The sequence below is a fragment of the Saccharothrix sp. NRRL B-16314 genome (assembly GCF_000716595.1).
Classification (GTDB): Bacteria; Actinomycetota; Actinomycetes; order Mycobacteriales; family Pseudonocardiaceae; genus Actinosynnema.
This window is the reverse complement of record NZ_JNXC01000006.1, coordinates 235,836-256,568: the sequence shown is the minus strand read 5'-3', so window position 1 is coordinate 256,568 and position 20,733 is coordinate 235,836. Positions and strand designations below refer to the sequence as shown.

Annotated in this window: 20 protein-coding genes and 1 pseudogene; 16 read left to right on the top strand and 5 right to left on the bottom strand. The window is 71.2% G+C overall.

Annotated elements, in window-relative coordinates; all coding sequences use genetic code 11:
* Positions 1 to 142 precede the first annotated feature (142 nt).
* The 3 genes from OQ02_RS13360 (at position 143) to OQ02_RS13350 (ending at position 2,416) form a co-directional block, all read left to right on the top strand.
* Positions 143 to 637 carry a SigE family RNA polymerase sigma factor gene (locus OQ02_RS13360; protein ID WP_033438669.1) on the top strand — a complete coding sequence of 165 codons (495 nt, stop codon included), beginning with the start codon at positions 143 to 145 and terminating at the stop codon, positions 635 to 637.
* 10 nt (positions 638 to 647) lie between these two features.
* The gene (locus OQ02_RS13355; protein ID WP_156077024.1) at positions 648 to 1,766 is read left to right on the top strand and encodes a hypothetical protein; all 1,119 of its coding nucleotides are present in this window, start codon (positions 648 to 650) and stop codon (positions 1,764 to 1,766) included.
* A gap of 311 nt (positions 1,767 to 2,077) precedes the next feature.
* Entirely contained in the window at positions 2,078 to 2,416 is a 339-nt protein-coding gene (locus tag OQ02_RS13350; protein ID WP_033438667.1) for a hypothetical protein, read from the top strand.
* A 250-nt stretch (positions 2,417 to 2,666) separates the two neighbouring features.
* Here OQ02_RS13350 and OQ02_RS13340 read toward each other — a convergent pair whose 3' ends face one another.
* Positions 2,667 to 3,890, bottom strand: coding sequence for an acyl-CoA dehydrogenase family protein (locus OQ02_RS13340; protein ID WP_033438665.1), 1,224 nt, complete (start codon positions 3,888 to 3,890; stop codon positions 2,667 to 2,669).
* A 106-nt stretch (positions 3,891 to 3,996) separates the two neighbouring features.
* Between OQ02_RS13340 and OQ02_RS46675 the strand changes: the two are divergent.
* Together OQ02_RS46675 and OQ02_RS44760 are read left to right on the top strand one after the other, a co-directional pair.
* Positions 3,997 to 4,080: pseudogene (locus OQ02_RS46675) on the top strand (helix-turn-helix domain-containing protein); the annotation flags it as partial.
* Between the two features lie 201 nt (positions 4,081 to 4,281).
* On the top strand, positions 4,282 to 4,665 hold the full coding sequence (locus OQ02_RS44760) for an RNA-guided endonuclease TnpB family protein (protein WP_051772247.1): 384 nt from the start codon (positions 4,282 to 4,284) through the stop codon (positions 4,663 to 4,665).
* A gap of 103 nt (positions 4,666 to 4,768) precedes the next feature.
* Here the strand turns inward: OQ02_RS44760 and OQ02_RS13330 are convergent, their stop codons facing one another.
* The 3 genes from OQ02_RS13330 to sbnA are packed head-to-tail and all read right to left on the bottom strand — an operon-like array spanning position 4,769 to position 8,468.
* Positions 4,769 to 6,445, bottom strand: a complete 1,677-nt coding sequence (locus tag OQ02_RS13330) for an amino acid adenylation domain-containing protein (RefSeq protein WP_051772246.1) — start codon at positions 6,443 to 6,445, stop codon at positions 4,769 to 4,771.
* On the bottom strand, positions 6,442 to 7,503 hold the full coding sequence (gene sbnB, locus OQ02_RS13325; RefSeq protein ID WP_033438664.1) for a 2,3-diaminopropionate biosynthesis protein SbnB: 1,062 nt from the start codon (positions 7,501 to 7,503) through the stop codon (positions 6,442 to 6,444). Before sbnB ends, OQ02_RS13330 begins: the two co-directional genes overlap by 4 nt.
* On the bottom strand, positions 7,500 to 8,468 hold the full coding sequence (gene sbnA / locus OQ02_RS13320) for a 2,3-diaminopropionate biosynthesis protein SbnA (protein WP_033438663.1): 969 nt from the start codon (positions 8,466 to 8,468) through the stop codon (positions 7,500 to 7,502). Before sbnA ends, sbnB begins: the two co-directional genes overlap by 4 nt.
* 491 nt (positions 8,469 to 8,959) lie before the next feature.
* Here sbnA and OQ02_RS13315 point away from each other — a divergent pair, with 491 nt between their 5' ends.
* From OQ02_RS13315 to ssuE, 9 genes are all read left to right on the top strand, one after another.
* Entirely contained in the window at positions 8,960 to 9,757 is a 798-nt protein-coding gene (locus tag OQ02_RS13315) for a helix-turn-helix domain-containing protein (RefSeq protein WP_051772245.1), read from the top strand.
* 372 nt (positions 9,758 to 10,129) lie between these two features.
* Positions 10,130 to 10,702 carry a hypothetical protein gene (locus OQ02_RS13310; RefSeq protein ID WP_033438662.1) on the top strand — a complete coding sequence of 191 codons (573 nt, stop codon included), beginning with the start codon at positions 10,130 to 10,132 and terminating at the stop codon, positions 10,700 to 10,702.
* Positions 10,703 to 10,751: 49 nt separating this feature from the next.
* Positions 10,752 to 10,985, top strand: a complete 234-nt coding sequence (locus OQ02_RS13305) for a hypothetical protein (RefSeq protein ID WP_033438661.1) — start codon at positions 10,752 to 10,754, stop codon at positions 10,983 to 10,985.
* 158 nt (positions 10,986 to 11,143) lie between these two features.
* Positions 11,144 to 11,917, top strand: coding sequence for a thioesterase II family protein (locus OQ02_RS13300; protein WP_081915585.1), 774 nt, complete (start codon positions 11,144 to 11,146; stop codon positions 11,915 to 11,917).
* A gap of 43 nt (positions 11,918 to 11,960) precedes the next feature.
* Positions 11,961 to 12,824, top strand: coding sequence for a PAS domain-containing protein (locus tag OQ02_RS13295; protein ID WP_033438659.1), 864 nt, complete (start codon positions 11,961 to 11,963; stop codon positions 12,822 to 12,824).
* A gap of 101 nt (positions 12,825 to 12,925) precedes the next feature.
* A complete protein-coding gene (locus OQ02_RS13290; RefSeq protein WP_051772244.1) occupies positions 12,926 to 14,260 on the top strand; it encodes an MFS transporter in 1,335 nt (444 codons plus the stop codon).
* Complete coding sequence (locus OQ02_RS13285) at positions 14,260 to 16,338, top strand: molybdopterin oxidoreductase family protein (RefSeq protein WP_033438657.1); 2,079 nt, start codon at positions 14,260 to 14,262, stop codon at positions 16,336 to 16,338. The genes OQ02_RS13290 and OQ02_RS13285 overlap by 1 nt, the downstream gene beginning before the upstream one ends.
* Entirely contained in the window at positions 16,335 to 17,849 is a 1,515-nt protein-coding gene (locus OQ02_RS13280) for an FAD-dependent oxidoreductase (protein ID WP_063747052.1), read from the top strand. The genes OQ02_RS13285 and OQ02_RS13280 overlap by 4 nt, the downstream gene beginning before the upstream one ends.
* Positions 17,785 to 18,315: an NADPH-dependent FMN reductase gene (gene ssuE, locus OQ02_RS13275; protein ID WP_033438656.1), complete on the top strand. Its 531-nt coding sequence runs from the start codon at positions 17,785 to 17,787 to the stop codon at positions 18,313 to 18,315. Before OQ02_RS13280 ends, ssuE begins: the two co-directional genes overlap by 65 nt.
* A 9-nt stretch (positions 18,316 to 18,324) precedes the next feature.
* Here ssuE and OQ02_RS13270 read toward each other — a convergent pair whose 3' ends face one another.
* Complete coding sequence (locus OQ02_RS13270) at positions 18,325 to 19,065, bottom strand: AraC family transcriptional regulator (RefSeq protein ID WP_033438655.1); 741 nt, start codon at positions 19,063 to 19,065, stop codon at positions 18,325 to 18,327.
* A gap of 53 nt (positions 19,066 to 19,118) precedes the next feature.
* Between OQ02_RS13270 and OQ02_RS13265 the strand changes: the two genes are divergently transcribed.
* Positions 19,119 to 20,351, top strand: a complete 1,233-nt coding sequence (locus OQ02_RS13265) for an MFS transporter (protein ID WP_081915584.1) — start codon at positions 19,119 to 19,121, stop codon at positions 20,349 to 20,351.
* The gene (locus OQ02_RS13260) at positions 20,351 to 20,593 is read left to right on the top strand and encodes a hypothetical protein (RefSeq protein WP_033438654.1); all 243 of its coding nucleotides are present in this window, start codon (positions 20,351 to 20,353) and stop codon (positions 20,591 to 20,593) included. The genes OQ02_RS13265 and OQ02_RS13260 overlap by 1 nt, the downstream gene beginning before the upstream one ends.
* Positions 20,594 to 20,733: the final 140 nt, after the last annotated feature.

Here is a 20,733-nt window from a genome sequence, read left to right as displayed (position 1 = left end):
CCCTCTGTGAATGAGCGGATGCGGACCGTCCGCATCGCTTCGTGGAGAAGACGCGTCGGGACGTGCGGTTTGTTGCGTGCAACGGATCGGCGGTTCCGATGCGTTTGGGGTTTGGCCTGTTCGACCTGTCGCAGGAGAGTTCGTGACCTTCGAGGAGTTCGTCGCCCTACGGCTCGGCGCGCTGATCCGGTACGCCACCGTCGTGACGTGGGACCCGCACCTGGCCGAGGACATCACGCAGGACGTCCTCGTCCGGGCCCAAGCCCGGTGGTCGAGGATCGGAGGGCTCGACGCGCCCGAGCAGTACGTCAAGCGCATGGTGCTGAACGAGTTCCTGTCGTGGCGGCGGCGCAAGGCGGCGCACCTGGTGCTGCTGCCGGAGGAGACCCTCGACGGCATCGCGCCGCACGTCCCCGACCGCACCGGCGCCGTGGACGACCGGGACCTCACCCGCCGGCTGATCGCCGGGCTGCCGCCGAAGCAACGGGCGGCGATCGCGTTGCGGTACTACGAGGACCTGTCCGACGAGCAGATAGCCGACTACCTCGGCTGTCGAACCGGGACCGTCCGCAGCTATCTCTCACGAGGGCTGGCCACGCTTCGTGCCGCGCTGCCCGCCCGCTCGGTCAGGACCTAGAGGAGTGCAGGTGAACAACGACATCGACGACCTGATCCGGGACGCGGTGCGGCGGCAGGAAGAGCTCGCCGTCGACCCGGACCGCATCCGGGCGGCACTGCCCGCGCGGGCAGCCCGCCGGGTGCGCGTGCACCGGACCCGGACGCTCATCGCTGTGGCCGCGGCGGCGTCCGTGGCGGTGGCGGTCGCCGTGCCGACCGTCGTGCTGAGGGAAGCGGCGGACGTGGGAGTGGCGTCGTCACCCGCCACGCCGACGCCGACCGCGCCGTCCACCGCGGCACCGTCGCCCGGCACGGCCACCGCCCCGTTGCGCTTCAAGCCGACCTGGCTGCCGTCCGGTCTGACCGAGTGGCAGCGCAGCGTCCCGCTCACGTCCGAACCGGACACCAAAGCGAGCGTGGTGCGGATCTGGAAGACCACGCCGGCCGACGAGATCGCGAACCTCGGCCTCTACGCCTACTCCTCACGGCAGGACAAGTCGCCGCCGTCGCCTCCCGTCGTCGTGAACGCGGAGGGGACGACCATCGAGCTGACGGACCCCGGGCGCGAGGTCGAGATCAACGGCAAGCCCGGCTACTACGACGGCCGGTCGACCATCACGTGGCAGGTCGACCCGGCGACGAAGCTGATGCTCGTCGCGCCGGAACTCGGCCTGTCCGAGGACGACCTGTTCCGCATCGCGCGCTCGGTCCAGCCCGACGACACGCGGCTCCACCTGCCGCTGCGCACCGGTCCGCTGCCCGGCGGCGTCGTCGCCCAGTTCGCGACCGTGGACGGGGAGTCGCCGGACTCGTGGGAGGCGAGCCTCCTCGCGCAACGCACGATGGCCGCGTACGTCTCCGTCCGGTTCGGCACCACCGACCGGGTGGCGACCGGCGAAGGGGAGGCGGTGACCGTCCGGGGCGTGGCGGCCCGCTTGGCAAAGCCCAGCGGTGACACGGACACCCAGGTCGGGTACCGGACGGACTGGGTGCTGACGGTCGACCTCGGCGACGGACGCCGGCTCGCCGTGCACGCCGGATCGGGACCCGATTCGGCGGCGCCGGCCCTGACCCGCGAGGACGTCCTCCGGATCGCCGAGCAGGTCGAACTCGACCCGAACGCCGACCTGGACTGGCTCGGCGGTTGATCCGGCCGGTGGGTGGGGCTCACCGGCCGGGCTCGTCGGCTGGGCTCGTCGGCTGGGGCTTGCCGGCTCCACCCACCGCAGTGTTCCCGGCGTCGCCCGAGTGGACAGTGGCTGAACGGGCACCTCGCTGGTACGAAGGGGAAATGCCTGGTCGTCGCCCTTCGGTACGGCGGGCGGACGGTGCTAGTTTCGCGGCGAGTCGTTCCACCTTCCTGTGGCAGCCGTCGCGAGGAAATCACCACGGTGCTGTTGATCACGCCTGTGTGGACGGTGGCCTGCGCGGCAGCCGGAACCCGAAGGAGAGGTCTCCAGTGGACGTACCGGACAGGGAGTTCGACGGTGACCTGTTCCTCCGGCTCGTGGACGACGGCACGCTCGTGCTGGAACCGGCGGACGCCGATCGGGTGATCGCGAAGCTGGAACGCGCCCTGGCCGCCGTCACCGGCCGCCTCCGCTTGGTCGACCTGCTGCACGGCGCATCACTGGCCGACCTCCACCGCGTCCACCCGGACGTCGAACGCGCCGTCGTGGACGCGGTGTTCCACGAGCAGGTCACCGGCGGAAGGCTGCGGCGGGCGGTGGACGAGCTGCCCAGGTACATCAGGGCGCTTGAGCAGGCCAAGAAGTCCGACGGATGCGGGCGGCGCTGAGCCGGGTTGAGCTAATCCGGGTTGAGCTGGGCCGGCGCTGATCCGACGGCGCTGATCCAGGTGTCGCTGAACCAGACCGCGCTGAACCGGGCCGTACGGGGTCCGATCGCGCTGGACCGGATTGCGCTGGGCCGAACCGTGCTGGGCCGGACCTCGCTGGGCCGAACCTCGCTGAACCGGACCCCGCCGAACCGGACTCCGCTGGGCCGGACCCCGCCGAACCCCGGCACGGCCAGGGCCGCCGCGCCCGTCACGCCAGCCGCACATCCGGGTCCAGCAGGCACAGCTGGCCGTCCGCGAGGTGCAGGCGGTCGTTGCTGTAGTTCAGCGCCGCGGATCGCAGGTCCCGCAGGCACTTCTCCAGCCGGGTCGGGGAGTCCCGCAGGTAACCGTGCCGCAGTCCCACCGCGTCGACCAGGTCGTTCACCGCCGCGTGGCACTCCTCGGCCGCCGTGATCTTCAAGTTGTTCAGCAGCAGTTGCACGGCGGGGGACGACAGGTCCGCCTGCCGCGCGACGACGTCCTGCGTGCGCCGCAGCAAGGCGTGCACGGTGTCCAGCCGCTGCCGCGACCGGGACAGCCTCGTCAGCAGGAGTTCCGACCCGAGGTCGTAGCGCTTGCGCTGCTTCGGGTCGCGCAACAGGCGCACGACCCTGGACAGGGCGCCGCCGGCGGTGCCCAGCCAGGCCGCCGACCAGCCGATGTGCGCCAACGGGCCGAACACGTTCTGGGCGATCTGGTGGAACGCCCCGTGCTCGCCGACCACCTGGTGGGCCGGGATCGTGCCCTTGAGGGTCACCGGCAGGCTGTGACTCGCCCGCATCCCCATCGGGTTCCACTCGCCGGTGACCTCGACCACCAGCTGGTGGCGGTGCGCGTACACCAGGGAGACGTGGTGGTCGGCGGTGGCGGTCGGGCTGAGCATGGTGATCAGGAAGCCGTCCGCCGCGGTGCCGCCGGTCACGATCGGCGCGGTCCGGTCGATCTCCAGCGTCTGCTCGCCCTCCGGCGTCCGCTCTCCCTCGGCGAGCGGTGCGTAGGACTTGAACAGGTGACCGCCCTTCCCCGCCTCGGTCGTGACCGAAGCCAAGTACAGGTCACCCGAAGCGAGCATCGCCAGCAGCTCTTCGCGCAACGGGGACTTGGCGTAGCGCACCACCGCCTCCGACTGCTGGCAGTGCATCGCGAAGATCATCGCCACCGACATGTCCGTGCGCGCCAGCACCGCGGTCACGTCGACCAGGTCGGCGACCGTGCCGCCGAGACCGCCGTGCTCGACCGGCACCAGGAGGCCGAGCAGGCCGGTGCGGCGCATCTCCGCCAGCGCCTGCTCGGGGAACACCGCGTCGCGTTCGGTCTCGGCGAGGTGCTGCTCGGCGACACCGGCCACGGCCGCGGCACGTTCGGCGAGGCTCGGGCCCGCGCTCCCGTTCGCGGTCCGCGTCGGCGCGGTGAGGACCTGCTCCGTGGTCATCTGGGCTCCTGTCGGTGTATACCCTGGCGTTCACACCGGGGCGGAATCGGATGCTTTCGACCGCATCGGCGGAGGGCTGATCAGCTGGGTTGCTAGCGTGTGAGGTGTGTCGTCGGGGTCGGTGGTGAAGCGGGCGTTCCGGTACCGCTTCTACCCGTCTGCGGCGCAGGAAGTGGAGTTGTTGCGGACGTTCGGGTGTGTGCGTGTGGTGTACAACCGGGCGTTGGAGGCTCGTACGGCGGCGTGGTTCGGCGAGGAAGAAGTCCGACGGGCTGGGGTTTCTGAACGAGGTGTCGTCGGTGCCGTTGCAGCAGTCGTTGCGGCACTTGCAGTCGGCGTTCGCGGCGTTCTGGGAGAAGCGGTCGCGGTATCCGCGGTTCAAGTCCCGCAAGTGCTGCACAAGCTGACCACTCGACTCGTCCGGGAGAACCAACTGGTCGTGATCGAGGATCTCGCGGTCCGCAACATGCTGCGCAACCGGTCGTTGGCCCACGCGATCTCCGACGTGGCCTGGTCGGATCTGCGGTCGATGTTGGAGTACAAGTGCGAGTGGTACGGCCGAGACCTGGTCGTGGTCGACCGGTGGCTGCCCTCCAGCAAGACCTGTTCGGCCTGCGGGTTCCTGCTGGACACGCTACCGCTGCGGGTGCGTGGGTGGATTTGTCCCGGTTGTGGGGCTTCGCACGATCGCGACGTGAACGCCGCGCGCAACATCCTGGCCGCCGGGCAGGCGGTCGCAGCCTGTGGAGCCGGAGTGAGACCGACCCGACGCTAGTCGGCGAGGCATCCGGCGAAACCTCCCTTCCGAGGGAGAAGAAGCAGGAACCGGCGGGCGCGAGCCCGACGGGGAATCCTCTCCCTTCAGGGAGGGGAGGTTGTCAACACGCGTCCTCTCGTGAGGTGGGTCCGGCCAGCCGGAGGGCCCGGTGGTCGACTTTCCCGTTGTGGGTGAGCGGCAGCGCGTCCCACTCCCGCCACCGTCGCGGCACCATGGCCGGCGGGAGCGCGCTGCTCAGCACCCGCTGCAACTCGTCCGACGTGACCTGGGCGAGCAGGCTGTAGTGGGCCACCAGCTCGCTCTGCTCACCGTCGCCGGACACCACCACGGCGCAGTTGCCGACCGCGGGGTGCCGGTTCAGCACGGCTTCGATCTCGTCCAGTTCCATCCGCACGCCGGAGACCTTGACCTGCCGGTCGCTCCGGCCGAGGTAGTGCACCAACCCCTGGTCGAACCGCGCGAGGTCGCCGGTGCGGTAGAGCCTGCCCGTGGGCGAACCAGGGTCGAACGGATCGCGGAAGAACGCCCGGTCGGTGGTGTCGCGGTCGTTCAGGTACCCCAGCCCGACACCGGTTCCGCCGACGAACAGCTCACCGGTTTCCCCCGGCTCGGCCGCCCGCCACCGGCCGTCCGCGTCGGGCGCCAGCAGGTACAGCGAGGTGTTGATCACCGGTGCGCCGACGGGCAGGCGTGGCCGGTCCAGGTCCGCGCGCACGACCGGGTGGTGCGTGACGTCGTCCGAGCACTCGGTCGGCCCGTAGGCGTTGACGACGGACACGTGCGGTAGCGCGTCCAGGACGCGGCCGGCCATGGCCGGGTGCAGCTCCTCGCCGGTGGACAGCAGGTGCCGCAACCCGCTCAGCGGTGTACCGCCGTGCCGCTTCGCCTCGTCCACCAGCCAGCCCACCACGGTGGGCACGAGCTCGACCACCGTGACGTCGCCGGTGTCCAGCGCGCCGATGAGCCAGCGCGGGAACCGCATGGTGGCGTCGTCCACGACCGCCACGCGACCGCCGACCAGCAGCGGGCACAGCATCTGCCAGATCGAGATGTCGAACACCAGCGGCGCGGTGAAGGCCACCACGTCGTCGGCGCCCAGCTCCAGGTCGACCACCTTGGCCCACAGGTGGTTCAGCATGCCCCGGTGCTGCACGGTCGCACCCTTGGGACGGCCGGTCGTGCCGGAGGTGAAGATCGTGTAGCGGGCTTCGAGCGAGCGGTCCGCCGGTTCCCGGGGCAACTGCCTGCCGCCGGTCGCCGACGACGTCAAGCGCAGGACGGCGACCCGCTCGGCCTCGGCCGCCGAGCGCGCGGCGCCGCTCGCGTTGTCGTTCTCGGCGTAGTCCACCAGCAGGGCGGCCCGGCTCCGGTCGAGCACGTCGCGCACCCGGTCCGCGGGCCAGGTGGTGTCGACCGGGAGGTAGGAAGCGCCCAGGCTCTCCAAGGCCAGGAACACGACCGGCGTGCCCGTGCTGCGCGTGCCGACAGCGGCGACCACGTCACCAGGGCCGACGCCTTCCGCCAGCAGGGCGTCGCGCGCGGCGGCGACCCGGCCGACCAGCGCCCGGTAGCTCAGCACCCGGTCGCCCTCGCTGATCGCGGGCCGGTCCGGACCGGCCTCCGCGTGCCGGATCACGTGCTCCAGCAGGCTCGTCGCGGTGTCCACCTCGCGGACGTTGCGCAGGGCCAAGGCGTTCGCCCGGTCCACCGCACCCGCGGCCAGCGGCAGTTCGGCCCAGCGGAGCGCTTCCTGGTCGGAGTGCCGTGTCGCGGTCATCGGGCCGCCACCTCCTTGCCGGGGTCGCGGTGGCGTTGCAGGTCATGGAAGAAGTCCTCGACTACCAGGAGCCGGCCACTTTCTCGTGCACGGGCGTGGACGTGCTCGCCGACGGTCAGGTCGAGCACGCCCAGGCCGAAGGGCGAGAAGACCACCGTGCGGTCGGCGGGTGCGGTGACCCGACCGGTGAGGACGTCGCACAACGTGCCGTCGAGGAAGTCGCGTCCGCCCGTCTGCTGCTCCGCGAGGTGGACCGAGGTGTTCGCCTTGAGCACGTGCTCGACGTCGTCGACGACGTTGACGCTGTCCAGGATCACCTCGGTGCCCAGGTCGCGCAGGGAAACGTGCAGCACCAAGGGGTGGTGGCCGAACCACGACGGGTCGGTGACGTGCGGGGTGGCCGCCGTGGTGGCGAACACGATGACGTCCGACGCGCGGATCAGGTCCTCGGCAGAGCCGTGGACGCGCACCGCGGCACCGCCCGCCGTGCCGCGCAGGTGGTCGGCGAAGCTGCCGGCGTACTCGGCGGACAGGTCGTGCACGCCGAACTCCTCCGGCGTCCAACCGAGCGCGGACAGGTACGAGTGGACGTAGCGGGCGATCAGCCCCGTGCCGAGGTAGCCGACCCGTCGTGGCGCCGGACGTCCGGCCACCAGGGCGCGCGCGGCGACGGCGGCGGACGCTGCGGTGCGCACCGCGCTGATGATGGAACTCTCCAGGCAGGCGTACGGGTAGCCGGTGACCGGGTCGTTGAGGATCAGGACCGCCGAGGCGCGGGGGATGCCGCGGTCCAGGTTGGCGGGGAAGCTGGAGATCCACTTCACCCCGTCGACCGGTCGACCGCCGCCGACCGACGCGGGCAGGGCGATGATGCGGGCGGTGGGCCGGTCCGGGAAGCGGAGGAAGTACGAGGGCGGGTTGACCGTCTGCCCCTCGCCGTGCAGGAGGTAGGCCTTCTCCACGAGTTCGACCACCTCCTGCTGCCTGCCGTCGAGCACCTCGTGCACGGTGGCGCCCGGCACCACGGAGAAGGTCGGGATGTCGGCGTGGCTGTTCATGGTGTCCCCAGGAGTTCGTGTGCGTCCCGGCCGTAGTGGCGCTCGACCCAGACGTCGTTGTAGACGGTGTCGATGTAGCGCTCCCCGAGGTCCGGCGCGATGGCGACGGCGGTGTGGTCGGGGGAGCCGTGCTCGGCGAGCCACCCGGAGGCGGCGCTGACGACGGTGCCGGAGGAACCGCCGAGCAGGAGGCCGCGGGCGGCGAGCCGGCGGCAGGTGCGGATGGTGTCGATCTCGGGCACGCGGATGACCTCGTCCACGAGATCGGGCTCGATCAGCGGCATGGGCGCGCTCGCCCCGAGCCCGGGGATGTGCCGCCTGCCGGGCGTGCCGGCGAAGCTGACCGAACCCACGCTGTCGACCGCGATGACCCGGACCCTGGGCCGGTGCTCGTGGAAGTACCGGATGCAGCCCATCAGCGTGCCGCCGGTGCCGACCCCCACGAACAGCGTGTCCAGGTCGGGGAAGTGCTTGTCCACGAAGGCGGCCGTGCCCTCGTAGTGCGCGCCCCAGTTGGCCGGGTTCTCGTACTGGTTGAGCCACACGTAGGCGGGTCCACGCTCGCAGAGCTGCCGCACCATCGCCTTGCGCGCGCCGAGGTAGTTGTTGTTGGCGTCCGGTTCGGTGACCACCACGACCTCCGCGCCGAACGCGCGGATCAGGTTGACCGTCGCGGGGTTGCAGTTGGGGTCGGTGACGCAGACGAACTTCAGCCCCTTCGCCGCCGCGATCATCGCGATGGCCACGCCGAGGTTGCCGGACGAGGACTCGACCAGCACGGAGTCCGGGCCGATCACGCCGTCGCGCTGGGCCGCGGCGATCATCGCGGCGGCGGGCTGGATCTTGATCGAGCCTGCGAAGTTCAAGCCCTCGCAGGCGAGGTGCAGCGGGATGCCGAGGCTGGGCCGCAGGTCGAGGTAGACCTCACTGTGGAGGAGTTCGTGGGGCCCGGTCATGACGCTCATGCGCCACCGTCACCCCCACTCGACCGCGTCGAGCGGGAACGCGCCGCGGTCCGCCCCGCGCATCTCGCGCACGGTAAAGACGGTGTAATGAGGTGCATGGCCATCTCAGCCCTTTCCAAGGAAGTGTCGGGGCGGGTCCGCGCGCCGTCGGACCGGCACGCTTGACGGGCCGGTCCGGTTTTACCGGGTCGGCGTACGGCGTAGTGTCCGGAAAGACTGCCGATATGTCGGTGCGGCGGATCGGTGGCACTCGTGCGGCGCCCACCGCGCGAAGCCGGGCGCGGTACAGTGGATACCCGCCCGACTCCGCGCAGCGCGACGTCCGCGCTTGTTCGGGATCAGTTCACCGTGCGGTCAATGGGCCAGGTACTTCAGCCGGGCGCGCGGTGCGTGATGTGGTCCGTACTCCCCAGTTTCAACGCTATTCGATGCCCCCATACACCGCAGCCTTCCAAAGGAACCGAGGTGACCGGTAGTCGATAATCGGCCACATGATTCCTCGATTCGGCCAAGCGCAGGACGTCGTCCAACGGTTCGTCCTCAGCCCGGATGAAACGGTCACCCCGCACCGGCACGAGCACGCCCAGATCGTGCTGCCGCACACCGGTGTCCTCGCGGTCACCACGACCTCGGGAACCTGGGTCGTGGCGGCGCCGGACCAGGCCATCGTGGTGCCCGCGAACCTCGACCACGCGCACCGAGCGCACACCCACAGCGTGGTCACGACGATCATGCTGGCCTACCCGCCGATGCCCGCCATGGCGGGTGACCGGCCCGTCGTGGTGGGCCTGACGCCACTGGCCAGGCACGTCCTGGCCGCGTTATCCGAGCCGGATCGGCTGGCCAGGCAGCGGTCCGCGCTGGAGAGCGTGCTGCGCTACGAGCTGCGCGACGGCTACCAGAACGCCAGGCCACTGTCCCTGCCGACGCCGCGGGACCGACGGCTGGTGGCGCTGAGCAGCGCTCTGGTCCAGGCACCCGACGACCGGCGCAGCCTCGCCGAGCACGCCCAGGACCTCGGCATCGGCGAGCGCACGCTGCGCCGGCTCATCAAGGCCGAACTGGCGATGTCGTTCCCGCAGTGGCGGACCCTGATGCGCCTGGTCGCGTCACTGACCCACCTGGCCAACGGCGAGTCGGTCAACAACACCGCCTACCGCTGCGGGTTCACCTCGCCGAGTTCGTTCATCACCCAGTTCAAGGAGTTCCTGCATGTCACGCCGGGTGCTTACCAGCGGCAAATGCGAGCCTCCACGATGGAGTCCGCGCGCGAGTCCGACGAAGCGTAGTTGGCCGGATTCCGAGACTTCGGCGACAGTTTTTGATTTCCGGCGCGCGGGCCGCGCCGCTGCTACCCCGATCGGCGGTAGCTGGGGCTTGATTCACCGTGCTAGATGCATTTCCATATCACTGTATGTGACTTGCGCCACAGGTCTTGTGGAGCCTCGGTGTCGCTGTTAGCTTCGTGATGGGGAAATTGGGGGATCTACTCCGAAGAATCAACGGGGTAAGCACGGAAAGCCGCTTTTCGCTCACGCTGCGAGCTGTCATTACGTGCCTTCCGGTCCTCGTTCTCTCCTTTTCGCGATGACCGTGGCGAACGCTGCCGCGATACCGCCGGGATCACACACGCATCAATCTCACCAGTCGAGGGGTCGAGTATGCCCGGAAACAGCACGGAAAGTCCTGTCGAGAACTGGAACACCGCACTGAAGTACATCGCGGGGCGGAAGGCCGCGGAGGAGTCGCTGGGGTTCCTCGCCCACGTCAGCGGCACCATCCGCGACACCCGCGAGATCCCGGACGTCATTCCCGCGGTGGCCGCGGTGTGCGTGCCCTTCCTCGGCTCGGCGATCTCCCTGGACGCACCCGCGACGCAGGACGAGCCGGTAGTGCAGTGCCCCGCGCAGTTCGCGGCGGCGCTGGAAGGCGTGCGCACGTTGGCCAAGGCCACCACCGACAACCAGTTCGTGATCAGCAGTCACGAGGGGTTGGCCAAGCGGACCGATCCCGCGCACCTGGAACTGCTGCGCGGGTGGGACGCCGACTCGGCGGTGGCCGTGTCACTGGCCTTCCGCGGCGTTCCCGGCGGCCACCTGGTGCTGGTCCGTGGCGCAGCGCACCGGAGGGGACCGATCAGCGCGAGCGACCTGGCGCTGATCTCCGAGGTGGCGGGCGGGGTCGCGGCGTTCACCGCCTTCGCCACGCAGCTGACCGCGGCGGGCGGTCGCTAGTCCGGTGTGCCGGGTGTCAACCAGTCCAACGCGAAGACAAGGAGTGGCCATGGCGGCGAGCTGGACGGACGTGCGCTCCTGGATCCTCGACCGCAACCCCGACCTGACCGACCTGGACCAGGAAACCGACATCATCGAGACGCGCATCGTCAACTCGCTCCAGTTCGTGGAGCTGATCCTCTACATCGAGGAGTTGCGCGGCACGATGCTCCAGTCCGACGAGGTCGACCTCGACGCCTTCCGCACGTTGAAGGACATCGAGGCGAACTTCCTCGTCGGGTAACCACGAGGTCCGGTCACGACAAGCCGTGCGGACAGGCGTTCCCGACGGGTTCGGGACGACCGGTCCACGGCGATCACCGAACCAGGCGCGACCACCGGCGATGAACGCCGGCATCGGAGCGCGCCCCGAACCGACCGCAGCGCGGGCAGGAGTTCGCCATGACATCCGGACGATCCATCGTCGTGCAGGGCAGTGCCGAGGAAGCCGAGGACGTCGTCGTCTTCCTGCCACCGGCGGGCAGCGTCACGTCGCCGTACTTCGGCATCGGCGACCACCTGCCCGCCGCGCTGCCCGCGGTGCACTGCGAAATGCCCGGACGGGGACGCCTCGCACACCGCGTGGCGCCGACTTCCGTTCCGGACGCGGTGGACCGGTGGGTCGACGATCTCGGCGCGCTGCTGCCGGGACGGCGGCTCCACCTGTTCGGGCACAGCCTGGGCGCGTTGTTCGCCTACGAGCTCGCCACCCGGTTCGAGGACCCAGCCGAGCGGGGGAACGCCGAGCGGGGGAACGCCGGGTTCGGGGGCACCGAGTGTCGTGTCGCCGGTCTGATCGTGTCCGGCGCACGAGATCCCGCGAAACCGGCGCGAACCCTGGTCAGCACGGCGTTCGCCGCGCTGCGGGGTGAGCAGCGCGGGGGCGGCGAAGGCGACGACGAGGGCGCCTGGCTGCTGGGGGACCTGCGGATGCGGCGGGAGTACCGGATGCCGGGACTGGTGCTCGGCACGCCGATCGCACTTCTCGCCGGGCGCTCCGACGCGTTCGTCCGGCCTGAGGAGATGGAGGAGTGGAAGCAGTGGACCAGCGGTCCGCTTCTGGGGACGTTCGCCTTCGACGGCGGGCACGAGTACTACCGGGCCGATCCGGCGTCGGTCGCGGAGGCGATCGAGCGGGTCGTGACCCGCGCACGGCAACACCGCACCACGTTCTGACTGCCATCGACAGTTCCGCAACGGATAGCAAATGGAGTGGGAAATGACTGTTGACAAGGACAAGCTCCCCTCGGTCGAGCAGCTGATCGACGTCGTCGGGAACAGCTCGGTCGGCATCGCGGTGACCGACGGCACGGGTGCCGTCGCGCTGCACAACAAGGCGTTGGCCATCCTCCTGGGCGGCGAGGTCTCCGACCTCGGCGGGCGGATCCGGGTCGAGGGTTCCACGGACGGCGTGCCCGAGCTGCTGAAGCGGCTGGAGAAGGACGGTCGGTTCGAGAACGTCCAGGTCGTCTTCCGCGGTGTCGACGGCAAGGACCGGTCGGGCGCGATGAACGCCGTGCGGATCAGCGACGGCAAGGGCGTGCGGGTCCACTGGGTCGGTCGGCCGGAGCTGGAGAAGCGGCTGCCGGTGTCGGACACCAGCACGGACGACCACGCCATGTCCGACGCCGCCGCGTGGATCCGCGCGGTCGACCAGCGTGAACTCCCGAAGTTGACGCCCACGGCGGCCTCCGAGGCGCTGCTGCGCGAGTTCTACCTGGTGGCGCCGGTGGCGATCCACCTGATCGGCGCCAACGGCACCGTGATGCACGCCAACCCGGCCGACGTCGCCCTGGTCGAGTACAGCGCGACGCCGTCGGAGTACGTCGGCGGGCACATCCGCCGCATCTACGAGGACCAGGGCCTGCTCGACGACTTCCTGTCCCGCTGGGACGAGGACTCCCCGATCATCAACTTCCGGGCGAACTTCGTCACCAAGGACGGCGCGCCGAAGCCGGTCCTGATCTTCTCCACCGCTCAGGCGGAGGGCGGCAGCGTGAGCAACACCAGGTGCTTCGTGTTCAACGACCCGCAGCCGGGCCGTGAGCGCGACAAGGTCAGCGCCTTCGGCTGGCCTGCCTGACGCAGGTGACGCGGGGCACGGGCCGGTCGGCCCGTGCCCCGCTCCTCCGATCGGTGCCGTCACCGGCACTGCCAGACGCGTTGCGATGGGGGAAAGGCGCGATGACTCACGTGCAGGACCGGCCTCGGTCGGCACTGGCGGACTGGGATCCCGAGAACGAGTGGTTCTGGCGGCACACCGGACGTCGGGTGGCCCGCCGCAACCTCGTGGTGTCGATCGTCAACGAGCACATCGGACTCTCGGTGTTCACCCTGTGGTCGGTGCTCGTGCTGTTCCTCGGGCCGGACAACGGCTTCCACTTCAGCTCGTCCGACAAGTTCATGCTCATCAGCACCCCCACGTTGGTCGGTGCGCTGCTGCGGCTTCCCTACGGCTACCTCGTGACCAGGTTCGGCGGACGCACGTGGACCGTGATCGCCGGGTTGCTCCTCCTAGTCCCGACTGTCCTCGCCGCGGTGTTCGTGCGGCTGCCCGGCACGCCGCTGTGGGTGTTCCTCCTGGTGGCGGCCACGGCCGGGCTCGGCGGCGCCACGTTCGCCTCCTCGATGTGCAACATCCACGCCTTCTACCCCCGGCGCCAGCAGGGGTGGGCGCTGGGCGTCAACGCCGGGGGCGGCAACCTCGGCGTGGCGACCACCCAGCTGGCCGGGCTCGCGGTGCTGGCGGTGGCCGGCGCGCGGCAACCGGTGTACCTGGTGTCGCTGTACCTGCCGCTGATCGCGCTGGCCGCGCTGGCCGCCGCGCTCTGGATGGACAACCTGCCGACGTTGCAGCCCCAGGTCGCGGCGCAGCGGGCGGCGCTGCGGGACAAGCACACCTGGCTGCTGTGCCTGCTCTACCTGACCACGTTCGGGTCGTTCATCGGCTACGGGTTCGCGTTCGGCCTGGTGCTCCAGGCGCAGTTCGCGTTCACCGCGTTGCAAGCCGCGTCGCTGGCGTTCCTCGGTCCGCTGCTGGGGTCGTTGGCGCGCCCGGTCGGAGGACGCTGGGCCGACCGGTTCGGTGGCGCGCGGGTCACGCTGCGGGTGCTGTCGGCGATGGCGGTCGGGACGGCGCTGGTGTGCCTGGCCACCGCGCTGGACTCGTTCCCGGCGTTCATCGTCGCCTCCACCGCGCTCGTCGTGCTCGCGGGCTTCGGCAACGGCTCCACCTACCGGATGATCTCCGAGGTGTTCGGCGAACACCGACAGGACCACAGTGGACGGACGCCGGTGCCCGCCGGTGCGGTGATCGCCATCGCCGGCGCGGTCGGCGCGCTGGGCGGGGTGGCGATCAACCTGGCGTTCAAGTTCTCGTTCGACGTCGCGGGCTCGGCCGAACCGGCGTTCGCCCTCTTCCTGGTCTTCTACCTGGTGTGCGTGGCGGTCGTGCGAGTGGTGTACCTGCGAGGGGAACGGCGGGAACGGGCCGGGCGGACCGCGGTGAGGAGTCGATGATGGTGCGCACGCACTGCCCGTACTGCGCCTTGCAGTGCGGGACCAGGATCGAGCCGTCACCCGACGGGGTGCTCGTGACGCCGGACGACGACTTCCCGGTGAACGCAGGAAGGTTGTGCTCGAAGGGGTGGACGGCCGCGCAGGTGCTCACGGCGCCGGACCGGCTGACCACACCGCTGCTGCGGCGGCGGACCGGGGAGGAACAGCGGCCGGTGTCGTGGGACACCGCGCTGGAGCACGTCGTCGCCCGGCTGCGGCGGATCACCGCCGAGTCGGGGCCGGACGCGGTTGCGGTGTTCGGCGGCGGCGGGCTCACCAACGAGAAGGCCTACACGCTGGGGAAGTTCGCGCGCGTCGCGCTGGGAACGTCCCAAGTGGACTACAACGGTCGGTTCTGCATGTCCTCCGCGGCGGCGGCCGGTTCGGCGGCGTTCGGCGTCGACCGCGGCCTGCCGTTCCCGGTGACCGATCTGGCGTCGGCCGAAGTCGTCCTGCTGGCCGGCGCGAACGTGGCCGAGACCATGCCGCCGCTGATGGGGCACCTGGACCAGGCGGACCTGGTCGTGGTGGACCCGCGGCGGTCGGCCACCGCGGAACGGGCGGCGCTGCACCTCCAGCCGACGCCGGGCACGGACCTGGCGCTGGCGCTGGGTCTGCTGCACGCCGCCGTCACGGAGGGCCTGGTTGACCGCGACTACGTGGAGCGCCGCACGACCGGGTTCGACGAGGCGTGGCAACGGGCCGCGGAGTGGTGGCCGGAACGCGTCGAACGGATCACCGGAGTGCCGGTCGCCGACCAGCACGCGGCGGTGCGGCTGCTCGCCGCCGCCCGCCGCCGGTACGTGCTGACCGGGCGCGGCGCGGAGCAGCACGCCAAGGGCACCGACACCGTCTCGGCGTACATCAACCTGGCGCTGGCGCTGGGCATGCCGGGACGGGAGGGCTCCGGCTACGGGTGCCTGACCGGGCAGGGCAACGGGCAGGGCGGTCGGGAGCACGGCCAGAAGGCCGACCAGCTGCCCGGCTACCGGAAGATCACCGACCCGGCGGCGCGCGCGCACGTCGCCGGGGTGTGGGGCGTCGACGCGGACGACCTGCCGGGGGAGGGGCCCAGCGGTTACGAGCTGCTGGACTCCCTCGGCCGGCCCGGTGGACCGCGCGCGCTGCTGGTGTTCGGCGCGAACCCGGTGGTGTCCGCGCCCGCCGCCCGGCGGATCACCGCCCGGTTGGCGTCGCTGGACTTGTTGGTGGTGGCGGACTTCGTGCCGTCGGAGACCGCGCGGATGGCGGACGTGGTGCTGCCGGTGACCCAGTGGGCCGAGGAGGACGGGACCATGACCAACCTGGAGGGACGGGTGCTGCGGCGCCGACGAGTGGTCGACCCGCCGCTGGGGGTGCGCGACGACCTGTGGGTGCTGCGCGCGCTGGCCACGCGGATGGGTCAGCCGGCGGAGCGCTTCCCCGCCCACCCGGCCGAGGTGTTCGCCGAGCTGCGGCGTGCGTCGGCGGGCGGGCTCGCCGACTACTCCGGCATCGACCCCGAGGAGCTGGACGAGCCCGCGCACTGGCCGTTCCCGGCGGGCGGCGCCTCGACGCCGCGGCTGTTCCTGGACCGCTTCGGCCACGCCGACGGCAAGGCCCGATTCCGGCCGGTCACCCACCGCGACGCTGCGGAACTGCCGGACGGGACGTACCCGTTGCGCGCCACCACCGGACGGGTGCTGGCGCACTACCAGACCGGCACCCAGACCCGGCGCGTCCCCGAGCTGCTGGACGTGGTGGGCGAGGCGTTCGTGGAGATCCACCCGGAGACCGCCCGCCGCACCGGGGTGGTCGAGGGCGAGCTGGTCAGGGTCGTGTCCCGGCGCGGGGTGACCGTCGCACGGGCGCGCACGGTGGAGTCGCTGCGCACCGACACGGTGTTCCTGCCGTTCCACTTCCCCGACGGCGGTCGGGCCAACCTGATCACCAACCCGGCGCTGGACCCGGTGTCGCGGATGCCGGAGTTCAAGGTCTGCGCGGTCCGGGTCGAGCCGCTGGGCGTGCCCCAGCCGACCAACGGCAGTGGTGACCGGTGAGCCGCGTCGTCATCGTCGGCCACGGGCCGGCGGGCCACCGGGTGGCCGAACTGCTGCGCGCCCGCGACCCCCGGATGCGGATCACCGTGTTCGGCGCGGAACCGGAACCGGCCTACAACCGGGTGCTGCTGCCCTCGGTGATCGCCGGGAAGCTCACCGCCGAGGCGACCCGGCTCACCGACCACGGCGACGACCGGATCGTCGTCCGCACCGGAGTCGTCGTGGACGACGTGGACCGCGTGCGGCGGGTGGTCCTCACCTCCGACGGCGAAGCCCACCCGTACGACGACCTCGTGCTGGCCACCGGCGCGCGGTGCTTCGTGCCGCCGTTGCCCGGCCTGGTCGACGAGGACCGCAACCCGGCCGGGAACGTGGTCGCGCTGCGCACCCTGGCCGACTGCCGCAGGTTGGAGGGCTACCTGCCCGCCGCACGCCGGGTCGTCGTGCTCGGCGGCGGACTGCTCGGACTGGAGGCCGCCCGCGCGCTGACCGAGCGGGGCCACGACGTCGACGTCGTGCACATGGGCCCGCACGCCATGGAACGCCAGCTCGACGCACCCGCCGGGCGGACGCTCGCCGCCGTCCTGGACCGCCTGGGCATCCGCGTCCACGCGGGCCGCACGGCCATGTCGTACCTCGACGGCGGGCTCGCCCTGGACGACGGCTCCACGCTGCCCGCGGACCTGGTCGTCGTCTCCGCGGGCGTCGTGCCCGACACCGACCTGGCCAGGCGGGCCGGACTCCAGGTCGGACGCGGTGTGGTCGTGGACGACCGGATGCGCACCAGCGACCCGAACATCCACGCGATCGGTGACTGCGCGGAGCACGCCGGACTGGTCCCCGGCCTCATCGCTCCCGCGTGGGACCAGGCCGAGACGCTGGCCGAATCCCTCACCGGCGGCCACCGGCCGTACACCGCCACCCGCACGCTGGCCCGACTCAAAGCCCGCGGCGTCGACCTCGCCGTCATCGGGGACGGCAACCACGAGTCGGACGACGCCGAGGTGGTCACGCTGGCCGACCCGGCGCGCGGCCGGTACGCCCGCCTGGTCGTGCTGGACGAGCGCGTCGTCGGCGCCATCCTGCTCGGCTTCCCCCAGTCCGTCGGCACGGTCACCCAGCTCTTCGACGCCGACGCGCCCCTCCCCGTGGACCGGCTCGCGCTCCTGGTGGGGCGCACGGCTGCCGAAGTCGTCGACGGCCCCGAACACCTGCCCGACCAAGCGGTGGTGTGCCGCTGCAACAACGTCACCAAGGAGTCCTTGACCGCCGCCTGGCGCAAGGGCGCGCACAACGCGCGCGACCTCGCCGACGTCACCCGTGCCACCACCGGGTGCGGTGGCTGCGCGGGTGTGGTCGAGGGCTTCTGCCGGTGGCTGCGCGACGCCCAGCCGGCGCGTGAACACCCGCTGCTGTCCCCCACCCTCGTCCAGCAAGGGAGCGACCGTGTCCGAAATCCTGGTGATCTCCGGCAGCCCGTCCCCGACGTCGAAGACCGAGCTGGTCGGTGACCACGTCGCGCGGCGGTTGGCCGAGCACGAGTGGCAGGCCGGACACCTGAAGGTGCGGACCCTGCCGGCGCAGGCGATGCTCAGCGCGGACACGTCGGACCCGGCGATCGGCGAGGCGCTGGAACGCGTGTCCCGCGCCGACGGGGTCGTGCTGGCCACACCGACCTACAAGGCCAGCTACTCCGGGCTGCTCAAGGTGTTCCTGGACCTGCTGCCGCAGTACGGGTTCACCGGCAAGGCGGTGCTGCCGCTGGCGACCGGCGGCAGCGCCGCGCACGTCCTCGTCCTCGACTACGCGTTGCGCCCGGTGGTGCACTCGCTCGGCGCTCGGCACGTCGTGCAGGGTTTCTTCCTGCTGGACAAGCACATGGAGCGCGTCGGCGGTGCGCTGCGGATCCTGCCGGAGAGCGCGGAGGCGCTGGACGACGTGATCGAGAAGTTCCGCAAGGCGCTGATCCCGTCGTGACGCCCGGGCTCACCCCCGGTGCGCTCCGGGGGTGAGCCCGAAGGCGCGGCGGAAGACCTCGATGAACGCGCTCGCCGACGACCAGCCGCACAGGTGCGCCACCGTCGTCACCGGCAGGTCGTCCGCCAGCAGGACGAGGGAGTGGTGCAGCCGCAGCTGGGTGCGCCACTGCGGGAAGCTCATGCCGAGGTCGGACTTGAACAGCCGCGCCAGGGTGCGGTCGCTGGCGCCGACCTCCTTGCCCAACGCGGCCAGCGTGCGGTCGTCGGCGGGGTCGGCGGTCAGGATCGCGCACAGCGCCCGCAACCGGGGGTCACGCGGCGCCGGCAGGTGCAGCGGCTGCTGCGGTGACGCCCGGAGCTGGTCGAGCAGGACGCCCCGCAGCCGCTCGCGCTCGGGGCTGTCGTCGTGCGGGGGCTGGGTGTAGGCGAGGATCAGTTCGCGCAGCAGCGGGCCGACGGTCAGCACCGTCGGCCGGTCCAGACCGAGCGGGTTCTCGGTCGCGGGCAGGCCGACCAGGTGCAGTTCGAGCCGGCCGTGCGCCTGGTGGGCGTGCACGGTGCCCGCCGGCACCCAGATGGCACGGGTGGCCGGCGCGACCCACGAGCCCGCGTCCGTGGTGACGGCCAGCACCCCGCGTCCCGCGTAGACGATCTGGTGGTCGTCGTGGCGGTGCGCGTCGATGCCGGCCCCGGGCGCCAGCGACTGGGCGCGGGTCGGGGCCACCTGGACGTGGCGGCTTTTCGTCATCACTTGGCAGTTTATCGAAAGCGTGACACGGCGCGGGTCGCGAACATTGCCTTGTGCCGAGGAACAAGTCGATCATCCTGCTGTCCGTCGGGCATGCCTGCGTGGACGTCTACCAGGGCGCGGTGGCCGCACTCGTCCCCTTCTTCATCGCCGAGCGGGAGTACACCTATGCCGCGGCGTCCGGCATCGTGCTCGCCGCGTCGCTGCTGTCGTCGGTCGCCCAGCCCCTGTTCGGGGTGCTGACCGACCGGTGGTCGATGCCCTGGCTGCTGCCGGTGAGCACGATCCTGGGCGGGCTGGGCATCGGGCTGAGCGGCATCAGCGGCGACTACGCGCTGACGCTGGTGTTCGTGGCGATAGCCGGGATCGGCGTCGCCGCCTACCACCCCGAATCCGCCCGCCTCGCCCGGATAGCCAGCCGGGGCAGCAACTCGGGGATGGGGTGGTTCTCGCTCGGGGGCAACCTCGGCTTCGCCGTGGCGCCGATCATGGTCGCGCTGGTGGTGGCCAACGGCGGCTTGTCGTTCACCCCGCTGCTGGTCTTACCGGCCTTGGTGGGCAGTGTGTTATGCCTGCCGGTGCTGCGCGCGCTGAACAGGTCCACGCCCGGTGGCTCCGGCGCGTCGGCCAAGAAGGGCGTCGACGACAAGGCGTCGTTCGTGAAGCTGTCGCTGGCGGTGATCTGCCGGTCGATCCTGTTCATCGGGCTGGGCACGTTCGTCTCGCTGCACGTCGAGCAGCGGCTCGGTGGCGGCACGGCGACGGGCACGCTGGCGCTGTTCGTGCTCTACCTCGGCGGCGCGGTGGGCACCGTGCTCGGCGGCAAGCTGGCCGACCGGTGGGACCGGGTCACGGTGGTGCGCTGGTCGTACCTGGCCACGGTGGCGTCCACCGCCGGTGTGGTGTTCATCCCCGGCCCGGTGCTGTACCTGTTCGTGGCCATGACCTCGGCGGGCCTCTACATCCCGTTCTCGCTCCAGGTCACGCTCGGCCAGGACTACCTGCCCACCCGGGTCGGCACGGCCAGCGGCATCACGCTCGGCCTGACCATCAGCATCGGCGGCCTGGCGACGCCCGTGCTCGGCTCGATCGCCGACGCCACCTCGCTGCAGACCGCCCTGATCCCGCTCATCGCGATGCCCGCCCTGGCCTGGCTGCTGTTCCTGTCGCTGCCCGAGCCGGCGGTCTTCGGGCAAGCCGACCGACCCCCGCCGCCGGATTCACCCGTTTCACCCGTTTCACCTGCTGAACCGTCGCTGACGACCACCGAGCAGACCGGGAGGTGATGGCTTTGTCGCGCGAACCGCTGAACGAGACGTTGACCAAGTCGCCGGGGAAACCGCTGAGGGACCTGTGCCCCCTGACGGACTGGGGCTGCATGTCCGCCCCGCAACGGCACTCGTGGAAGCTGCTGTCCAGGCACCCGACGTCCGAGGGCGGCGTCGAGTACTGCCGCTGCACGTGCGGTGGCATGGCGATCCTGTACGAGGGCGCGCTCGTGGCCTACACGAAACCCCACCGCGGCTGACTTCCGCCGTGGTGCGACCAGGTCATTCCCGGTCGACGGCCGGCTTGCGTTCCACCCGGTCGACCTCCGCCGTGCGGTGCCCTGGCAGGTCATGTCGAGCGCGCGGGGAACGTGGGTGTGGCGGAGCGAGGGTTGTCGCA

Coding starts and splice junctions, on each gene's coding strand:
- OQ02_RS13310 (WP_033438662.1), top strand. CDS start 10,130: ATGCCCGGAAACAGCACGGAAAGTCCTGTCGAGAACTGGAACACCGCA.
- OQ02_RS13315 (WP_051772245.1), top strand. CDS start 8,960: ATGATTCCTCGATTCGGCCAAGCGCAGGACGTCGTCCAACGGTTCGTC.
- OQ02_RS13270 (WP_033438655.1), bottom strand. CDS start 19,065: ATGACGAAAAGCCGCCACGTCCAGGTGGCCCCGACCCGCGCCCAGTCG.
- OQ02_RS13260 (WP_033438654.1), top strand. CDS start 20,351: ATGGCTTTGTCGCGCGAACCGCTGAACGAGACGTTGACCAAGTCGCCG.
- OQ02_RS13340 (WP_033438665.1), bottom strand. CDS start 3,890: ATGACCACGGAGCAGGTCCTCACCGCGCCGACGCGGACCGCGAACGGG.
- OQ02_RS13290 (WP_051772244.1), top strand. CDS start 12,926: ATGACTCACGTGCAGGACCGGCCTCGGTCGGCACTGGCGGACTGGGAT.
- OQ02_RS13285 (WP_033438657.1), top strand. CDS start 14,260: ATGGTGCGCACGCACTGCCCGTACTGCGCCTTGCAGTGCGGGACCAGG.
- OQ02_RS13305 (WP_033438661.1), top strand. CDS start 10,752: ATGGCGGCGAGCTGGACGGACGTGCGCTCCTGGATCCTCGACCGCAAC.
- OQ02_RS13295 (WP_033438659.1), top strand. CDS start 11,961: ATGACTGTTGACAAGGACAAGCTCCCCTCGGTCGAGCAGCTGATCGAC.
- OQ02_RS13330 (WP_051772246.1), bottom strand. CDS start 6,445: ATGACCGCGACACGGCACTCCGACCAGGAAGCGCTCCGCTGGGCCGAA.
- sbnA (WP_033438663.1), bottom strand. CDS start 8,468: ATGAGCGTCATGACCGGGCCCCACGAACTCCTCCACAGTGAGGTCTAC.
- OQ02_RS13300 (WP_081915585.1), top strand. CDS start 11,144: ATGACATCCGGACGATCCATCGTCGTGCAGGGCAGTGCCGAGGAAGCC.
- sbnB (WP_033438664.1), bottom strand. CDS start 7,503: ATGAACAGCCACGCCGACATCCCGACCTTCTCCGTGGTGCCGGGCGCC.